This window comes from Acidiferrobacter thiooxydans (assembly GCF_003333315.1).
Lineage (GTDB): Bacteria > Pseudomonadota > Gammaproteobacteria > Acidiferrobacterales > Acidiferrobacteraceae > Acidiferrobacter > Acidiferrobacter thiooxydans.
Genome location: NZ_PSYR01000001.1, coordinates 106,957 through 124,260, shown reverse-complemented (window position 1 = coordinate 124,260; position 17,304 = coordinate 106,957). Strand labels below are relative to the sequence as shown.

17 protein-coding genes are annotated in these 17,304 nt (G+C 65.4%); 11 read left to right on the top strand and 6 right to left on the bottom strand.

Annotated elements, in window-relative coordinates; translation table 11 throughout:
* Positions 1-80: 80 nt before the first annotated feature.
* Positions 81-332, top strand: coding sequence for a hypothetical protein (locus C4900_RS00630; protein WP_114282121.1), 252 nt, complete (start codon positions 81-83; stop codon positions 330-332).
* A gap of 141 nt (positions 333-473) precedes the next feature.
* Positions 474-2,291, top strand: coding sequence for a translational GTPase TypA (gene typA, locus C4900_RS00625; RefSeq protein WP_065969050.1), 1,818 nt, complete (start codon positions 474-476; stop codon positions 2,289-2,291).
* Between the two features lie 9 nt (positions 2,292-2,300).
* Here the strand turns inward: typA and C4900_RS00620 are convergent, their stop codons facing one another.
* Positions 2,301-3,881, bottom strand: coding sequence for a peptide chain release factor 3 (locus C4900_RS00620; RefSeq protein WP_114282120.1), 1,581 nt, complete (start codon positions 3,879-3,881; stop codon positions 2,301-2,303).
* A gap of 86 nt (positions 3,882-3,967) precedes the next feature.
* On the opposite strand from C4900_RS00620, the gene pip reads away from it, so the two are divergent.
* From pip to C4900_RS17070, 4 genes are all read left to right on the top strand, one after another.
* On the top strand, positions 3,968-4,933 hold the full coding sequence (gene pip, locus C4900_RS00615) for a prolyl aminopeptidase (RefSeq protein WP_065969048.1): 966 nt from the start codon (positions 3,968-3,970) through the stop codon (positions 4,931-4,933).
* Positions 4,915-5,730, top strand: coding sequence for a symmetrical bis(5'-nucleosyl)-tetraphosphatase (locus tag C4900_RS00610; RefSeq protein WP_114282119.1), 816 nt, complete (start codon positions 4,915-4,917; stop codon positions 5,728-5,730). Before pip ends, C4900_RS00610 begins: the two co-directional genes overlap by 19 nt.
* Before the next feature lie 7 nt (positions 5,731-5,737).
* Complete coding sequence (gene apaG / locus C4900_RS00605) at positions 5,738-6,121, top strand: Co2+/Mg2+ efflux protein ApaG (protein ID WP_065969046.1); 384 nt, start codon at positions 5,738-5,740, stop codon at positions 6,119-6,121.
* 176 nt (positions 6,122-6,297) lie between these two features.
* Positions 6,298-6,483 (top strand): transposase DNA-binding-containing protein, encoded by a 186-nt coding sequence (locus C4900_RS17070; protein ID WP_083995643.1) that lies wholly within the window; start codon positions 6,298-6,300, stop codon positions 6,481-6,483.
* Positions 6,484-7,055: 572 nt separating this feature from the next.
* On the opposite strand, the gene C4900_RS00595 is transcribed toward C4900_RS17070, so the two are convergent.
* The gene (locus tag C4900_RS00595) at positions 7,056-8,345 is read right to left on the bottom strand and encodes a sensor domain-containing diguanylate cyclase (protein ID WP_170132358.1); all 1,290 of its coding nucleotides are present in this window, start codon (positions 8,343-8,345) and stop codon (positions 7,056-7,058) included.
* 464 nt (positions 8,346-8,809) lie between these two features.
* Here C4900_RS00595 and C4900_RS00590 point away from each other — a divergent pair, with 464 nt between their 5' ends.
* Positions 8,810-9,046, top strand: a complete 237-nt coding sequence (locus tag C4900_RS00590) for a hypothetical protein (RefSeq protein WP_141689193.1) — start codon at positions 8,810-8,812, stop codon at positions 9,044-9,046.
* Positions 9,047-9,116: 70 nt separating this feature from the next.
* Here the strand turns inward: C4900_RS00590 and hemL are convergent, their stop codons facing one another.
* The 4 genes from hemL to hemH are packed head-to-tail and all read right to left on the bottom strand — an operon-like array spanning position 9,117 to position 12,791.
* Complete coding sequence (hemL, locus tag C4900_RS00585; protein ID WP_065969044.1) at positions 9,117-10,403, bottom strand: glutamate-1-semialdehyde 2,1-aminomutase; 1,287 nt, start codon at positions 10,401-10,403, stop codon at positions 9,117-9,119.
* On the bottom strand, positions 10,400-11,014 hold the full coding sequence (gene thiE, locus C4900_RS00580) for a thiamine phosphate synthase (protein ID WP_114282118.1): 615 nt from the start codon (positions 11,012-11,014) through the stop codon (positions 10,400-10,402). Before thiE ends, hemL begins: the two co-directional genes overlap by 4 nt.
* Positions 11,011-11,793 carry a bifunctional hydroxymethylpyrimidine kinase/phosphomethylpyrimidine kinase gene (gene thiD, locus C4900_RS00575; protein ID WP_114282792.1) on the bottom strand — a complete coding sequence of 261 codons (783 nt, stop codon included), beginning with the start codon at positions 11,791-11,793 and terminating at the stop codon, positions 11,011-11,013. The genes thiE and thiD overlap by 4 nt, the downstream gene beginning before the upstream one ends.
* Positions 11,794-11,813: 20 nt before the next feature.
* The gene (gene hemH, locus C4900_RS00570) at positions 11,814-12,791 is read right to left on the bottom strand and encodes a ferrochelatase (protein WP_141689192.1); all 978 of its coding nucleotides are present in this window, start codon (positions 12,789-12,791) and stop codon (positions 11,814-11,816) included.
* Between the two features lie 1,126 nt (positions 12,792-13,917).
* Between hemH and C4900_RS00565 the strand changes: the two genes are divergently transcribed.
* The 4 genes from C4900_RS00565 (at position 13,918) to C4900_RS00550 (ending at position 17,296) form a co-directional block, all read left to right on the top strand.
* On the top strand, positions 13,918-14,097 hold the full coding sequence (locus C4900_RS00565; RefSeq protein ID WP_083995640.1) for a rubredoxin: 180 nt from the start codon (positions 13,918-13,920) through the stop codon (positions 14,095-14,097).
* Between the two features lies 1 nt (position 14,098).
* On the top strand, positions 14,099-14,764 hold the full coding sequence (locus C4900_RS00560) for a M48 family metallopeptidase (RefSeq protein ID WP_114282117.1): 666 nt from the start codon (positions 14,099-14,101) through the stop codon (positions 14,762-14,764).
* Positions 14,761-15,504, top strand: coding sequence for a PAQR family membrane homeostasis protein TrhA (trhA, locus tag C4900_RS00555; RefSeq protein ID WP_083995639.1), 744 nt, complete (start codon positions 14,761-14,763; stop codon positions 15,502-15,504). The genes C4900_RS00560 and trhA overlap by 4 nt, the downstream gene beginning before the upstream one ends.
* Positions 15,505-15,976: 472 nt before the next feature.
* Entirely contained in the window at positions 15,977-17,296 is a 1,320-nt protein-coding gene (locus tag C4900_RS00550) for an NAD(P)/FAD-dependent oxidoreductase (RefSeq protein ID WP_114282116.1), read from the top strand.
* Positions 17,297-17,304 lie beyond the last annotated feature (8 nt).

Here is a 17,304-nt window from a genome sequence, read left to right as displayed (position 1 = left end):
TCAAGCGGGGCGCCGATCGATCTTGCCTTCGGCGACCGCCGGTGGTGTACTGCGCGACGTATTCTTGTGTGAGGGATCCAGTGAGAACGGTAACTCCTCTGGCGGTGATCTTCGCCGCCGCCGGCGCCATAACGGGTTTTCTGCTGCGACCCTCGGATATCTTCGGCCACCAACTGCCCTTGTCGGTGGTGCTGACGCGCGGCTCGGACCTCCACGGCCTGAATCGGTTTTTGGTACCGCTGGCCGAGCGCTCGTTCAACGAGGTGGTAGCCGGTCTCATCCTCGGCGCCGTGCTCGGTGTGGTGGTAGGGGCGTTATTGGGGCGCCGTTAGACGGTCCGGGCACGCACCGCTCTTCCCCCGGACCGGGGAGGTCAGTACAATGCGCCGGTCCGACACCCAACCGTGCGTCGCCCTTATAGCATCACCTCACGTGTTGCCTGTATACTGCGCGCCCCTTTCCTTGCGTCCCCTATGACAACCCAGAATCTTCGGAACATCGCGATCATCGCCCATGTCGACCACGGCAAGACCACGCTCGTCGACGAACTGCTGAAACAATCCGGCACCTTTGAAAGCCGCGCGAACATGGGCGCCCGGGTCATGGACTCCAACGACCTCGAGCGCGAGCGCGGCATCACGATCCTCGCCAAGAATACGGCGATCCGCTGGCGCGATCACCGCATCAATATCGTCGACACCCCTGGGCACGCGGATTTCGGGGGTGAGGTGGAGCGCGTGCTGTCCATGGTGGACTCGGTGCTGTTGCTCGTCGACGCCGTCGACGGACCCATGCCACAGACGCGCTTCGTGACACGCAAGGCCTTCGCCCTCGGGCTGCGGCCGATCGTCGTCATCAACAAGGTCGACCGGCCGGGGGCACGCGTGAACTGGGTCCTGGATCAGACCTTCGACCTCTTCGACAAACTGGGGGCGACCGAAGAGCAATTGGATTTCTCGGTCGTCTACGCCTCGGCCCTGTACGGTTACGCGAGCCTCTCGCCCGATGTGCGCGAGGGCGACATGACGCCGCTCTTCGAGGCCATACTGCGCCACACCCCGCCGCCCGAGGTCGACCCCGACGGCCCCTTCCAGATGCAGGTCTCGAGCCTCGCCTATTCGAGCTATGTGGGCCCGATCGCCACCGGCCGCATCAAGCGCGGGACGGTACGCACCAATCAGGCAGTGGCGGTCATCGACCGCGAGGGCAAACGCCGCGAGGGCAAAGTCCTGCAGGTGCTGGGCTTCCTGGGCCTGGAGCGCACCGAGATCAAGGAGGCCTCGGCCGGCGACATCATCGCCGTAACCGGTATCGACCCCATCTACATCTCGGACACGCTGTGCGACCCAAGCCGGCCCGAGGCCCTGCCGCCGCTCACCGTGGATGAACCCACCGTGAGCATGACCTTCGAGATCAACACCTCGCCGTTCGTGGGACAAGACGGGAAGTTTGTCACCAGCCGCCAGCTGCGCGAGCGCCTCGAGCGCGAACTCATCCACAACGTCGCCCTGCGCGTCGAGGATACGGCCGATGCCGATAAATTCAAGGTCTCGGGACGCGGTGAGCTGCATCTCGGCATCCTGATCGAGACCATGCGCCGCGAGGGCTACGAGCTCGCGGTGTCGCGCCCGCAGGTGATCACCAAGATCGTGGACGGTGAGGTCCACGAGCCCTACGAGGCGCTCACCCTGGACGTGGAACAGGCCCACCAGGGCGTGCTGATCGAACGGCTTGGCAATCGCCGCGGGGACCTTCTGGCCATGGAGCCCGATGCCAGCGGCCGTATCCGCCTGGAGTACATCATCCCCTCACGCGGTCTGATCGGCTTCCAGACAGAGTTCCTGAGTCTCACCTCGGGCACGGGCCTCATGCACCATGTCTTCGATCACTACGGCCCGGTGAAGAAAGGCGACATCGGCGGGCGCGTGAACGGCGTTCTGATCGCCAACGGGGCCGGCAAGAGCGTGGCCTACGCGCTATTTAGCCTGCAAGAACGAGGGCGGCTTTTCATAGGACCGGGCGAGGACCTGTACGAAGGCATGATCATCGGCATCCACTCGCGCGACAACGATCTGGTGGTGAATCCGCTACGCGGCAAGCAGCTCACCAACATGCGCGCGTCGGGCTCGGATGAGAACATCCTGCTCACCCCGCCGATCCAGCTGACGCTCGAGCGCGCCATCGAGTTCATCGACGACGATGAGCTGGTGGAGGTGACGCCGCACCATATCCGGCTGCGCAAGCGTTATCTGAAGGAGAACGACCGCAAGAAGGCCCAGCGCCAGGGTTAGGTGGGGCGGTTATTCGAGCTGCTCGCGAATGGCATGGAAGCGGGCCTTGGGGAACCGTTCGGCGGTCAGGTCGAGGTGCGAGCGCGACGGCGCGAGATAGGCGAGCGCCCCGCCCGCGTCTTTGGCGAGGTGACCGGCAAGGCGCCGGTGCAGATCGCTTAGCGTATCGGCATCGGCCTCGAGCCAGCGCACCGCGACCACCGGCGCCGGCTCGAAATCGGCCTCGACCCCGTACTCGTTACGCAACCGATAGGTCACGACCTCGAACTGCAGGGCGCCGAGCGCCCCCAGGATCATCTCGTGCCCGGACAGCGGCCGAAAGAGCTGGGTTGCGCCCTCCTCGGTGAGCTGCTCCAGACCCCGCGAGAGCGCCTTGCTCTTCAGTGGGTCGCGCAGCACCACGCGCCGGAAGAGCTCGGGCGCGAAATTGGGGACGCCGGTGAAGCGTAACGGCTCGCCCTCGGTGAACGTATCCCCGATGCGGATCGTGCCGTGATTGGGCAGGCCCAGGATGTCGCCGGCGTAGGCCTCGTCGGCCATGGAACGCTCGTTGGCGAGAAAGGTCAGGGCATTGGCGGCATTGATCTCGCGCCCTTCGCGGACATGATAGAGGCGCATGCCGCGCCGGTAGCGTCCCGAACATATACGCACGAAGGCCATGCGATCCCGGTGTTGCGGGTCCATGTTCGCCTGAATCTTGAAGACGAAACCGGAAAACGCCTCCTCGTCGGGCGCCACCACGCGCGTGGCAGTAGGCCGCGGCAAGGGCGCGGGGGCGAAGGCGACGAAGGCATCCAGCAGGTCGCGCACCCCGAAGTTATTCAGGGCCGACCCAAAGAACACCGGGGATTGGCGCGCCCCGCGATAGGCCCCGACGTCCACCACCGGGGCCGCCCCGCGTACCAGTTCGATCTCCTGCAGGGTGCGCTCGTATTCATCGCCCAGGACGGCCTTGAGGTCGGGATCGCGCAGGGCGAGCAGGCGTTCCTCCTGGATGCGTTCGCTGCGCCCCTGCGGCATGAGCCGCGCCGTTTCGTCGGCCAGCCGGCAGATCCCGCGGAAGCGCTGACCCATACCGAGCGGCCAGGTGACGGGTGCGCAGCTGATGCTTAAAATCCGCTCGATCTCATCTAAAAGCTCAAGCGGCTCCCGACCTTCACGGTCCAGCTTGTTCACGAACGTGATGATCGGGGTGTTGCGCATGCGGCACACCTCGAGGAGCTTCACGGTCTGGGCCTCCACCCCCTTGGCGGCGTCGATCACCATGAGCACCGAGTCGACCGCCGTCAGTGTCCGGTAGGTGTCCTCGGAGAAGTCCTGGTGGCCGGGGGTGTCGAGCAGATTCACGACGGCCTCGCCATAGGGGAATTGCATGACCGACGAGGTCACGGAGATCCCGCGCTCGCGCTCCAGCGCCATCCAGTCGGAGGTGGCGTGGCGCGCCGCCTTGCGACCCTTGACCGCGCCGGCAAGCACGATCGCACCGCCAAAAAGCAGCAGCTTCTCGGTGAGGGTAGTCTTTCCGGCGTCGGGATGCGAAACGATCGCAAAGGTCCGGCGACGGGCAATCTCGGTCGTCAAGGAGGGCATGGGAGGGCGCAAGGATACACGCGCGGCGCCGCCAAGACTAGCGCCGCTTCGCCTATGAGGCGCATATCGGTATACTGGAGCCCTCCATGGCCACGCTTTATCCGCCCACAGAGCCGTACGCGCAGCACCGCATCGCGGTGGCCGCCCCGCACGTCCTTCATGTCGAGGAGTGCGGCAACCCGCGGGGGCTCCCGGTCGTGTTCCTGCACGGCGGTCCGGGGGCCGGCTGCGAGCCCTACCATCGCCGGTTCTTCGATCCCGCGCGCTACCGCATTGTCCTGTTCGATCAGCGCGGCGCCGGACGATCGGTGCCGCATGCCGCGCTGGATGGCAATACCACGGCCGACCTCGTCGCCGACATCGAGCACATACGCGCCCACCTCAACATAGAGCGGTGGTTGGTGTTCGGGGGTTCGTGGGGCTCGACGCTCGCACTCGTCTACGGCGAAACCCATCCGGAGCGCGTGCTGGGCCTGATCCTACGCGGCATCTTCCTGTGCCGGCCCATGGAGATCCGCTGGTTCTACCAGGAAGGCGCGAACTGGGTGTATCCCGACTACTGGCAGGACTTCATGGCCCCCATTCCGGAGGCCGACAGGGGCGACATGGTGGGTGCTTACTATCGGCGACTCACCGGTCCCGACGAGGATGAGCGCCGCCGTTGCGCCCGCGCCTGGTCGTTGTGGGAAGGGCGCACCGCCAACCTGAGCCCGCGCAAAGAGGTCGTGGACTTCTTTGCATTGACCCATACCGCCATGGCGCTCTCGCGCATCGAATGCCATTACTTCATGCACGGCGCCTTCCTGCGCGACAATCAGATCCTCGCGGACGCCCATCGCCTGGCGCACATACCGGGCGTCATCGTGCAGGGGCGCTATGACCTGATCTGCCCCATGCGCAATGCCTGGGAGCTGCATGCGGCCTGGCCCCGAAGCACCCTTACGGTCGTGCCGGAGGCGGCCCATTCCGCCGCAGAGCCTGGTATCACAAGCGCACTCGTCGAGGCGACGGACACCTTCGCCCGGGATACCCGATGGCCACCTACGCCATAGGCGACCTGCAGGGCTGTCTGCGATCCCTGCAGACCCTGCTTGCGCATATCCGCTACGTGGATGGCGTGGACCGCCTGTGGCTCACGGGCGATCTCGTCAACCGCGGGCCCGAGTCGCTCGAAACCCTCAGGTTTCTGCGCACCCTGACAGATCCCGTCATCGTGCTCGGCAATCATGATCTGCACCTGCTTGGTGTGGCCTGCGGGGCGCGCCGCATCGGCGCAGACGACACCCTGGAGGCCATCCTGTCGGCCCCCGATCGCGTCGAGCTTCTCGACTGGCTAAGAAAGCAGCCGCTCCTGTATCATGACGAACATCATGACGTCGCCATGGTGCATGCCGGTGTTCCCGCGCAATGGGATATCCGCGAGGCGCGCACCCTCGCCGCCGAACTCGAGGCGGTCCTGCGGGGCCCCGATCTCTGTCGGGCGCTGGGAGGCGTGTATGGCCCCCTGCCCGATCTGTGGAGCCCAGAGCTCTCCGGCGATGCGCGGCTGCGTTTCATCGCCAACGCGTTGACGCGCATTCGCTATTGCGACCTGCGGGGACGACTCGATATGCGCGACAAGGGCCCGCTTGGGACCCAGACCCCTGGCCTCGTCCCGTGGTTCGATGTGCCAGGACGGCGCAGCCGGGGGACGCGCATCCTGTTCGGCCATTGGTCGAGCCTGGGTCGCCGCACCTTCGGAAACGTCATTTGTCTTGATAGCGGGTGTCTGTGGGGCGGGACGCTGACCGCCTTGCGGCTCGAAGACTCCGTCTTTTTTTCAGTACCCTGCGAGAGTCGCGGGGCTTGAGGGCATCATGATGAGCAAAAGCGAGCATCGCATCGAGGTGGGCGTAAAGACCGCCTATCTGGACAACCAGTCGGCCCCCGAGGCCAACCGCTACGTCTTTGCCTACACGATCACGATCACCAATACCGGATCAGTGCCAGCACGACTCCTGACACGTCACTGGATCATCACCGACGCCAACAACAAGGTCCAGGAGGTGCGTGGCGACGGGGTGGTCGGCGAACAGCCCTACCTGGAGCCTGGCATGAGCTTCGAATACACAAGCGGCGCGATGATAGAGACGCCCGTAGGGAGCATGCGCGGGAGCTACCAGATGGTAGCCGACGACGGGACGCATTTCGATGCCGACATCCCGGCGTTCTCCTTGAGCATCCCGCGCACCCTGCATTAGCCCCGGGGCGTGCGGTGGCTCGAGGCCCACAGGGATCGCGATGCGGTGTCCCTGGAAACGGGCCCTGATCGTGCCCCGCAGTTTTTGCGGGACCCCGGGTATTGGGGTCTATCCATGGCCGTCGCATTGGCCAACGATCTTACAAGCGCGCGGGGCGTGGCCCGCTAAACCGACCCATGCCGTCCCCGATCCCGGGTGGATGGGCGGGGCCGGAGTTTGGCGAGGCGCGCCCCAATGCGCGACTGCAAACCCGTCTCCTGTCGCTGGCGCATGGCTTTTATGCCCGGGCCACGGCCTCTCTGACCTATGCCTGTGGCGGTCGCGCCACAATCAAGGCCGCTTACCGAACCCACAGGGCTTAGCCCGCCCCGAAGGACTGAAACCTCTGGTGCGCACCCCCATAGTCGCGTCCGGCAAGATGAGCCGCAGCGCCTGTGGGAGACTATGAAGTCGCCGCCCGCAAGCAGAACACACAACGACTCCACGTCCCACGCCCAAGGGCGCTACGGCCTTGCGTGGGCCCCCATCGCATCGCGGGCCTCTGGGGTTTCTCGGTCGTAAAAGCGAACCCGGCACACAGACCCTGTGACTGGGCCTGCCACGCCTCGCTGATATCGCCGCCATGTGGCTCGCCATGCTTTATGCGACACAAAAGCCCGTGTCTTGCCGGGACGATTCCGGGTAAAGATCAGGACAGGGCCCAGGGGATGCCCAGCCTTCGCGCACCCCGTCCATTCATGCGCCACGGAAGACGAGCGCCCGGCCTTCTGTCGGCGACCCCTTGCGGCCGCACTGCGATGCGGGTACCGGTGTTTCACCCGCCTGCCAGCATATGAGATCTCGGGTCCGCGAGACCGAGGGCATGGCCCGGCCACGCCAAGGCCGCCGACCGGGCCGTTGACCGTAGGCCGATCAAGGATCGGTTTGGCCTCGCCTAGGGCTCCGACCAGCGTATGCAGTCGCGGCCTGCCTCCTTGGCGGCGTAGAGCGCCATATCGGCGCGCGCCAGGAGCCGTTCGATACCCCGGTCATCGCGATGGTTCCGGGTCGCTCCTATGCTGACCGTGATACCGTATTGCTGGCCGTCGGCGGCGGCGAATCGCAGGCTGCGGGCGGATTCCCCGATACGCTCGGCGACATGTTGCGCCTCCTTGCGGCGGACCTCATGCAGCAGGATGCCAAACTCCTCACCGCCGAGACGCCCGAAAAAATCCGTGTCACGTAACTCAGGCGCCACCGCCGCGGCGAACGCCTGCAATACCCCGTCACCCGCGACATGCCCGTAACGGTCGTTCACCATCTTGAAGTGGTCCAGGTCCGCGATGAAAAGCACGACATCCTTCTCGTAACGCGCCGCGCGCCGCAGGCAATCGCTGGCCTGTTCGAGAAAGGCCCGGCGGTTGGCTATCCCGGTCAGGCTGTCGCTTGTGGCGAGCCGACGCAGCTCCCTTTCGAGATTCTTGCGATCGCTTATGTCGCGATAGATGCCCTCGACCCCCAAGAACTGTCCGGTGGGCCCATAAAGGGCATAACTGCTGATCGATATATCGATGATGACTCCGTCACGGCGTACCATGCGACCCTCAAAGTCCTGCACCTTTCCATGTTCCCGCAGGGCCTTTTTCAGTGGTTCACGCTCGCTCGGGCTGGGATAGTAGTCCTCCGCGCGCCGACCCACGATCTCCTCGGGCTCGTAGCCCAGTACGCGGCGCACCGCAGGCGCGACCTTGAGAACCACGCCGTCGGCATCCGTTCGGTAGTACACATCTTGCGTGCTTTCGAACAACCTCTGAAAGTTCTCCTCGTTCTCCTTTAGGCGATCTTCGGCCTCGTAACGCATGGTATCGTCCGTGGATATGACGGCGATCAGTAATTGGCCGCCGACTGTAATACGCGCGCTGGAGGTCATGATGCGGCGCAATCGACCGCGGCGCGTAAGGAGCCTGAGCGCCACCGGAGCGTTCAGCAGCGCGCCTTCTTCGAGCTTGCGCATGCGATTCTCGACAATGGCGCTATCCAAAGGATGCACGAACGCGGTCGGCGGCAGACCCAGAAGCTCCTGCGCCGACTCGGCCTCCATCAAAACGCATGCCGCCGTATTCACGAAGACCGCCCCCGCGCCCGAGAAGATCGCGATCGGCATGGGAATCATTTCGAGGAGCCTGCGATAAGTCAGATCTGGCATCGCAAGCGCATCGGCAATGTCGTTGGCAACAGTGGTCACTGTCCAGCTCCTGCGCAAGCGCATCGGATAGAGGCCGTCCCGCAACCCCGGTCTGGTGCGAGATCGTTCGATCGCGGCTTGCCCGTACTCCGCGAACGTTCCTGCGGTCAGACGCAATCGACGCCCTGACGATACCGCGAGATGCGCGCAAACGAAAGCATGCTCCATGGTTGTTACAGGCTGTTGCATGCCTTTGACAGCGGATATCACACCGCCGCCGAGGCGGTAGATGGAGGGATGACGGCGGGCGCCGGGACTTCGAAAGACTCACCGCCCGATGGCAGGGTAGGGCGCACCTGACAAACCGCGCGAAGGGCAGTGACGCGGCGCGTCGATACCTCGGGAGGATCCTGACTCGAAACGTCTATGTCTCTGTATGGATGAGACTTTTTTGATCCGTATCAGCTGGCACGATGCTTGCTCGTATCAGGGTAAGAAGGTACGGAATGGTCTGGGAGGACGGAATGTTGAGTTGCGTACTGACGCTCGTCAATGACTATACGGAGGCATTCGGGGTACGCCCGAATGTCGTTTACATGAATCAGGCGCATTACGAATACCTGCGCGAGGAGATGCCGGGGGTGCGGGCACACGATGACGTCGTGGCGATGCTCGGGATCGACATCTCGCTAGCAAGCCATGTCACCTATCCGCATGTCGCCACCGCGCAATTTCGCGAGCAGCGCATCCTTGTGAGCTGAAGATTCCGTGTGGGGGTACACAATTTGGGGCCCGAAAGGGCCCCTGTTTTTGCCCATGGCCCGGCGCCGGTCAGGGTCCCGAAAGCCGCGAGAACACCTGCTCGGCGGCAGCCACCGTGGCACTGATATCCGCAGGCGTGTGGGCCGCGGATACGAAACCGGCCTCATACGCCGATGGCGCAAGATACACACCTAGACCGAGGAGGCCATGAAAGAAGCGCCGGAAGCGGTCGGCATCGGCGCGCATGACGTCGTCATAATAACGTACCGGGCCTTCGGCGAAGAACAGGCCGAACATGCCGCCGACGGCGTTGGTGGTGAACGCAACACCGTGGCGCGCGGCGGCCTCCGAGAGCCCGACGGTCAAGGCCGCGACCCGTTGGCTTAGGGTCTCATAGAACCCAGGGGCCTTGAGTTTTTTCAGGGTGGCAAGACCGGCCGCCATGGCCACCGGGTTCCCGGAATTGGTCCCGGCCTGGAATACCGGGCCATCGGGGAGCAGCTGATCCATGAGCGCGGCAGGACCACCCACGGCACCGACCGGCAGGCCGCCGCCAATGATCTTGCCGAGCGTGGTGAGATCCGGCCGGATGCCAAACAGGGCTTGCGCGCCGCCCGCGGCCACCCGGAAACCGGTCATGACCTCATCGAAGATGAGCAGCGCGCCATATTGGTCGCATAAGGCCCTGAGGCGTTCATGAAAGCCGGCGACCGGGGGCACGCAATTCATGTTGCCCGCGACCGGCTCGACGATGACAGCGGCGATGTCGTTGCCGTGCTGGGCAAAAAGCGCGCCCACAGAATCCGCGTCGTTGAAGCGCGCGACGAGGGTGTGGGCGGCGAGCGCCGCGGGCACCCCGGGGGAGGTGGGCACCCCAAGCGTGAGCGCGCCCGAGCCGGCCTTCACCAGCAGGGAATCGGGGTGGCCATGATAGCCACCTTCGAACTTGACCACCTTATCGCGTCCGGTGACGGCGCGCGCCAGACGCAAGGCGGTCATGGTGGCCTCGGTGCCGGAACTGACGAAGCGCAGCCTCTCCAGGCCCGGCATCAGGGCGCGGACCTCGAGGGCAAGCTCGGTCTCCCCCTCGGTGGGCGCGCCAAAGGCCAACCCGCGGGCCGCGGCATCGGCCACCGCGCGCGTCACGTCAGCGTCCGCATGACCCAGGATGAGCGGGCCCCAAGCGCCGACATAGTCGATATAGCGCCGGCCGTCGACGTCGAACAGGTAGGCACCTTCTCCACGCTGCATGAAGATCGGTTCCCCTCCCACGCCCTTGAAGGCGCGCACGGGCGAATTGACGCCGCCGGCGATGACGGATCGGGCGCGCATGAAGGCGCGATGGCTTGCAGTCATACGGTATCCTCGAAAAGCCGTTGATAGGCGCGGGCCGCGCCCCTGATGTCGTTGTGCCCGAAGACCCCGTCGACGACCGCGAGCGCCGAGGCGCCGGCCGCGATCAAGGCGCGCCCATTCTCCGGCAATATCCCGCCGATCGCCACCAACGGCTTGCCAAGCGGACGGGCGGCCGTCAACAGCGAGAGGTCGGCACGCACGGCGTTAGGTTTGGTGCGTGACGGGTAAAAGCTTCCAAACGCCAGATAATCCGCCCCGCGCCGGGCCAGATCCCGCGCCCGGTCGAGATCCGCGTAACACGAGACACCGATGATCGCCCGTGGCCCGAGCCGCGCACGCGCCGCCTCCACGGTGGCATCGTCACGCCCGAGATGCACGCCGTCGGCGCCCGCCGCAGAGGCGAGCTCGACATCATCGTTGACGAGCACGGGGACTCCAAAGGCATGGCCCATGGTGACCAGGGCCTGGGCGGTATCGATGGCAAGGCCGGCGCCCTTGCATCGCAACTGCACGACCCGCGCACCGCCCAGCAAGGCCGCGCGCACGCGCGCTAGGCCCTCGGGCCGGCAGCAGGCGGCGTCGGTGACCACATACAGTCCGGCAACCTTCAATCTCGATCGGCCTCGTCTTCCCGGGCCCAGAACAGGCGGTCGGGCAGCTGCTGCCCCATGCCCAACGACCAGGCGGCCTCCAGGGTCTTGTGCGTGTATTCCAGGGCCTGGACGATGGCGTTCACCGGTTCCAGGCCCTGGGCCAGGACTGCGGCACAGCTCGATGCCAGCGTACAGCCCGAACCGTGATACTCGCCCGGCAGACGCCGGTAGGAAAAACGCTCGAGGAACTGTCGATTTCCGTAAAGCAGGTTTATCACCGCCTCGGTGGGTTCGTGAGTGCCGGTGATGAGGACGTAACGCGAGCCGAGCGACATCAAGCCCTGGGCGCAGGCCTCTAGGCTATCGGCCTCCGGGACCAGGCGCCGGGCCTCGCGGCTGTTCGGCGTGATCAGGGTCGCGAGCGGACAGAGGAGCGAACGGAATCCATCCTCCAGGGGTTCGTCGCTCAACGGATCTCCCCGGCCGCTCGCGAGCACCGGGTCGATGACCGCCGGGATGCTCGGGTAGTCTGCTATGACCTCGGCGATCGCCGTCAGGTTGGCGAGGCTCCCGACCATGCCGACCTTGAAGGCCGCGACCGGCATGTCCTCCAAGATCGCCCTGGCTTGCTCGGCCACCAAGCCGGGCTCCAGGGCCGCGAAACCCTTCAGACCGAAGGTATCCTGCACCGTTATGGCCGTGACCACCGGGGCGGCATGGCAGCCCATGCTCATGAGCGCCTCGGCGTCGGCCTGAAGGCCGGCGCCACCGGTCGGGTCATTGCCCGCAAAAACCATGACGATCGGGGGGTTCACAATCACCTCTCTTCCCTAAGGGCGGTACGCACGAGGCGCGACAGCGCACGGATGAGCGCCGGGTCGGCGTTAAGGGCCGGCACCACATGATACTCCCGGACGCCGGCCTCGCGAGCGAGCCGAGCATAGGTCATCCCGAGTTCATAGAGGGTCTCGATGTGATCGGACACGAACGCGATCGGATACACGAGGATCTGGTCGACGCCCTCGCGCCCCTGCTCACGGATGACATCATCGACATAGGGCCGCAGCCACTCCAGCGGCCCAACGCGACTCTGATAGCAGAGCGTCACGCGCGGCCAGGCAAGACGCGCGCGCACCAGGCGGGCGGTCTCCTCGATCCCGCGCTGATAGGGATCGCCCTGCCGTATGAGGCGCTGCGGGACACCGTGGGCCGATAATAGCAGGCTGATGCGCGCCGGATCCGGGACACTGAATCGTTGCGCCTCCCGACCTATGGCGGCCGCGATCCCGTCCAGGTAATCCGGCTCTTCGTACCAGGAATCGATGAAGCGGACATCCGGACTGTAGTGGAGCCGGGCGCATGCGCGCAGAAACTCGTTACGCGCGCTGCCGCTCGTGGTCAACGAGTATTGCGGATACAAAGGCAACAACACGACGCGCGCGAACCCCCCGGCCTTGAGCGCGGCCACGACCTCACCGGTCAATGGATGCCAGTAGCGCATGCACACGAAGACCCGCGCCTTGAGGTCGGCCAGGGCCTGCTCGAGCGCCCACGCCTGGTCTTGGGTATTGGCGCCTATGGGCGAGGCCCCGCCAAGGGCCGCGTAGCCGCGGCTTGCCTCCTCGCGCCGCCGCCATGCGACGAGCCGCGCGAAGAGGCCTTGGGTGAAAGCCGCGGCCGGAAACTGGAAGATGTCGGGATCGGAGAACAGATTGCGCAGAAACGGCTCTACGGCCTCCAAGGAATCGGGGCCGCCCAGATTACACAAAACGACAGCGGTGCGAGGACTGGTCATCGCGGCATTGTACTGCCCGCTGGCGCGTTTCACGAGAACGGCGGCTCGGAACAATTTGACAGCCCCTCCGAAGGGAGGAGATCCCTCACCTCGCGACCTTGGTTCCTGCTTCACGGAGACAGGCCTGTATCCCTTGTGGCGACGCAGGACTTAAGGTCTCTCTCGAGCCTTCCCGCGAGTCCCGCGGTACGGGAAGTGACGCCATGGCAGCCACAAGGATGGGGTGCGCGGGCGTGGCATCTCGATCGTACGCTCGCCGCGCCTGCGACACGACCAGGGGCGTACCGCCACGGGCCGTGACTCGCGTGTATGCCGCAGGCGCGGCCGCGCCTGGAGGCGGGCCGCCATACGTTCACCGCCGCGAACGAGCGGCCGTACCGCACCGCCTTGTACGCCGGCAGAGGCACAGCGCGCCATACGGCCCCTGGGATGCGACGGACAGATGCCGGTCCTGCCTATCCGCTCCATTAACCCACCCTTCCATGTCTGGCCTCGCGCAGACTACCGTGTCCGCGAACCAACGGGATCTCCGATGTCCTGACCGAGACGGGTCGAAGGATGCGATTCCTGGTGCTGGCGGCCATGCGTGTGTCCGCATAGATAAGCGCAAGAGGCGACCGCTGCCGTGCCCCGAGCCCGCGCGGTCGACCGGTTGCGCGGCCAACCACGCCGTTCAGGAGGGATCAAGGGCCCGGTGGAGAGATGGCGCAATGCCAGATCCGGCCCCTGCAGGTGCCGCTAACCCGGCGTTTGTGGCGGCTTGATACCGTATACTGGGCTACAAGCCCCAGTGGACTGGTGGTATGCTGCTTTGGTGGACTCGGCCTTTACCTCGTAAATCTGGGCAATGTGGTGGGCGCTGGAAACTGTAAAGTACTGGCGGTATTCCGTTGCCTGCACGGTGGACATGAGGCACGCGCCGATGCGGAAGGGTATGGGTCCATCAAAGCGGCTGAGGTAGGGCCGCTGCCGACAGGAAGGGATCCTCGTCCCTCAGGACGAGGAGGATGTCGGGTCCATTTACACTCTGTATACGGTTAGGTAAAGATAGCAACCTCAAAAGGACGAGTGGGAACAGGCGCTATCCCTCCTCGGCCTGAAGGCCGAGGTTTCCCGCATAATAGTGATGAACGCCAATCCCCCGAAAGTGTATATGTGCGTCATTTGCGGTTTCCTGTACGAAGAGGAGAAGGGGCTACCGGAACACGGAATCCCGCCGGGCACGCGCTGGAAAGACGTCCCCGAAAACTGGACCTGTCCGGACTGCGGGGCCACCAAGGACGAATTCGAGATGATCGAGATATAAAATGAGGGCCTACGCGCTGGTGCGCAGCCGCAAGCGCCGTACCCTATGCCTCCAGATCAGCCCGTCCGGCGCCCTGCGTGTGCTGGCCCCGGCGGCCACCCATCAAGCCGACGTCGAGGCCTTCCTCAAGGCCAAGACACCGTGGATCGAACGCACCTTGAGGAGGCTTGGCGAGGCCCCAAAGCCTGCCCCGTTTGCGGATGGGCTGACCCTGCGGCATTTGGACGAGCCCATCGTACTGCGGCTTCAGTACCGCGCAGGGCCCCCGTCGGTGCGTCGCGATGGCGATGTGCTGTGGGTCGCGGCCGCCGGCGAGGATGCGGCGCGCGCCGCCGTGGAGTTCTGGTATCGGGAGGCCGCGCGCCACCACGCCCTGGCACGCATCATCCATTTTGCGCCGCTCGTCGGCCGGGCCCCCAAGCAGATCCGCATCGGCAGCCAAAAGACCCGCTGGGGCAGCTGCTCGGCGCGCGGGACTATCAGCCTGAACTGGCGGCTCATGCTCGTCCCCGCCGACCTGTTCGATTATGTGATTGCCCATGAACTCTGCCACCTGATCGCCCCGCACCACAAGCCCTCCTTCTGGCGGGAACTGGCGCGCGTCATGCCCGACTATGAGGTCCGACGCCTGACGTTACGCGACCTGGGGGCGCGGCTTTCGCTATGAACATCCATCCGCAGGAGTCGCGCGCGATCGGGATCGACGCGCAGGACCCGGGTGCGCCCCTGTGGCAGGCCCAAGGGGCCCGGGAAGCGGTCCTGGGCGAGACCGGCGATCGCCCGCAATCACGTGCCGAGGAGCGGGCCAATGCCGCGATCCACGCGCTCGGCGCGGTATTGGCGCTGGCTGCGGGCGCGGCCCTCGTCGAGCGCGCGGCGCACACCGGCAGCCCCCTCAAGATGTGGTGCGCCGCGGTCTCGTCTGCGACCATGATGGTCGTGTTTACGGTATCGGCGATCTACCACATCCTGCCGGCCGGCATCCTGAAGGACCGCTTCCAACGTCTGGACCGGATGATGATCGCGGTGTTCATGGCCGGGAGCTACACCCCGGTGGCCTTGCTCATGGTCCATGCCGCGATCGGGACGCTGCTATGCGTCATCGAGTGGGGGCTGGCCACGCTCGCGGTGGCGCTTCTGTGGGGAGACCCTGGGCGCTACGCGTGCCGCTCCGAGCAACTTTATCGCATTATGGGCTGGATCACGATCCTCGCCGCCCGCCCATTCTTCCGGCATACCCCGCCCGCCGTGCTCGCGGCCCTGGGTCTGGCGGTGACCTGCTATGGCGCGGGTGTCGCCCTGCTGGTGCGCGACCGCGCGCGGTACCTGCATGCGGCATTTCATCTCCTGACCCTGGTCGGCGGCGGCCTGCAGTTCTGGGCGATCAGCCGGGTCGTGATATCGTGAGCCGCGCCCAAAGGCCGATGGGACCGCTTTGCGCCCATCGACGGGGGGCCACGACATCCTCCTTATCGCCAGCGAGCGCACCCAGGCGGCCTTCCCTGTGGCAGGCATCACACCGCGGGGCATCGCGCCTATCCCCCTTCGATCGCGACCAGACACCGCGCTGATCGGGTGGCAGCGACGATCTGTCCGCGCCAGCGGGATGTGTTGTCCCCAACACCCCTAGGGCCCGGTCTCACGGACCGCTCGCCGTTTGCCCACCTTACCGGGGCTTAGGATGGGAAGCCCATCCTGCCCTGTCGCGTACTATTGCATAGTATGAGAGTCTAGCGCCTTGCGGGCGATCGACCTCTTGACCTGTTTCTCAACCGGCGACCGCAGTAAGCTCACGGTTCGGGCGACGGTTAGGGTACGACAGGTCGTGAAACGGGGTGCGCCGAGGGGCGCTTGGGCGGGATGCTCGGAGGGGCGCGTGATGGCAACGGCATGCGATGTATTCGTGATCGGCGGGGGACCGGGCGGCACCACCGCCGGCGCGCTGCTCGCCGAGCGCGGTTATCAGGTGGTAATCGCCGAAAAGGACCGCCACCCGCGGTTTCATATCGGCGAGTCCCTGCTTCCGGCCAACCTGCCGTTGCTGGAGCGCTTGGGCGTGGGCGAGGCGGTGCGCGCCATAGGCATGGTGAAGTGGGGGGTGGAATTCCTGTCCCCCTGGCATACGAAGGCCCGCCAGGAATTCCTGTTCGCTGACGCCTGGAACAAGGACATGCCCTATGCCTATCACGTGCCGCGCGCGGACTTTGACGCCATACTGTTTCGCAATGCGGCCGCCAAGGGGGCAACGACTCACGAGGGCTGCCGGGTGCAGGACGTGGTCTTTTCCGGGAGCGGCGACGGCGCGCGGATACGGACGCGGCACGCCGACGGGGGTGTCGAGGACTTCACGGCCCGGTTTGTGATTGACGCATCCGGGCGCGACACCTTTCTCGGTCGCCGCCTTCACACCAAACGGCGCAACCCCCGGCACAACAGCTCCGCGCTCTATGGGCACTTCCGGGGGGCGGTCCGAAACAGCGGCCGGGAAGAGGGACATATCTCGCTCTTCTGGTTCGAACACGGGTGGTTCTGGTTCATCCCCCTGGCCGACGGCATCACGAGCGTCGGCGCCGTGGTCTGGCCCTATTATCTGAACACCCGGACAGGGCCCGTGGGGGACTTCTTCCGGGAGACGCTGGCATTGTGTCCGCCGCTCGCCGAACGACTGGCCGATGCCACACTCGTCTCGGAGGTGCAGGCAACCGGTAATTTCTCGTACGGATGCGAACACTCCCATGGCACGAACCACCTCCTCGTAGGCGATGCCTTTTCGTTCATCGACCCGGTATTCTCCTCGGGCGTCATGCTGGCCATGCACGGCGGCTTTCTGGCCGCCGACGCCGTCGACACCTGCCTGAAAAGACCGGGGGAGGCCGCGCGCGCACTGCGCGCCTATGATCGCGCGCTGCGCCAGGGATTGCGCACCTATGCGTGGTTCATCTACCGCGTGAACCATCCAAGCATGCGCGACCTTTTCATGGGACCGCGCAACATCTTTCGCGTGCAGGAGGCCCTGTTATCGGTGCTTGCCGGGGACATCTTCGCCGATACCCCCGTATGGGGCTCGCTGGCGGCCTTCAAGGCCTTGTATTATCTGCACGCCCTGCGGCACCTGCGCCGGTCCGTTCGCACCCTGCTGCAACGCCGGCTCCTGCACCGGCGTTCCGCGGGCGCATCTGTCGCCGCCGAAAGCGAATGAACGCGGAT

Coding starts and splice junctions, on each gene's coding strand:
- thiD (WP_114282792.1), bottom strand. CDS start 11,793: ATGGTTTTTGCGGGCAATGACCCGACCGGTGGCGCCGGCCTTCAGGCC.
- hemH (WP_141689192.1), bottom strand. CDS start 12,791: ATGACCAGTCCTCGCACCGCTGTCGTTTTGTGTAATCTGGGCGGCCCC.
- C4900_RS00560 (WP_114282117.1), top strand. CDS start 14,099: ATGAGGGCCTACGCGCTGGTGCGCAGCCGCAAGCGCCGTACCCTATGC.
- C4900_RS00610 (WP_114282119.1), top strand. CDS start 4,915: ATGGCCACCTACGCCATAGGCGACCTGCAGGGCTGTCTGCGATCCCTG.
- C4900_RS00620 (WP_114282120.1), bottom strand. CDS start 3,881: ATGCCCTCCTTGACGACCGAGATTGCCCGTCGCCGGACCTTTGCGATC.
- C4900_RS00550 (WP_114282116.1), top strand. CDS start 15,977: ATGGCAACGGCATGCGATGTATTCGTGATCGGCGGGGGACCGGGCGGC.
- C4900_RS17070 (WP_083995643.1), top strand. CDS start 6,298: ATGCCGTCCCCGATCCCGGGTGGATGGGCGGGGCCGGAGTTTGGCGAG.
- pip (WP_065969048.1), top strand. CDS start 3,968: ATGGCCACGCTTTATCCGCCCACAGAGCCGTACGCGCAGCACCGCATC.
- trhA (WP_083995639.1), top strand. CDS start 14,761: ATGAACATCCATCCGCAGGAGTCGCGCGCGATCGGGATCGACGCGCAG.
- C4900_RS00590 (WP_141689193.1), top strand. CDS start 8,810: ATGTTGAGTTGCGTACTGACGCTCGTCAATGACTATACGGAGGCATTC.
- hemL (WP_065969044.1), bottom strand. CDS start 10,403: ATGACTGCAAGCCATCGCGCCTTCATGCGCGCCCGATCCGTCATCGCC.
- C4900_RS00565 (WP_083995640.1), top strand. CDS start 13,918: ATGAACGCCAATCCCCCGAAAGTGTATATGTGCGTCATTTGCGGTTTC.
- typA (WP_065969050.1), top strand. CDS start 474: ATGACAACCCAGAATCTTCGGAACATCGCGATCATCGCCCATGTCGAC.
- apaG (WP_065969046.1), top strand. CDS start 5,738: ATGATGAGCAAAAGCGAGCATCGCATCGAGGTGGGCGTAAAGACCGCC.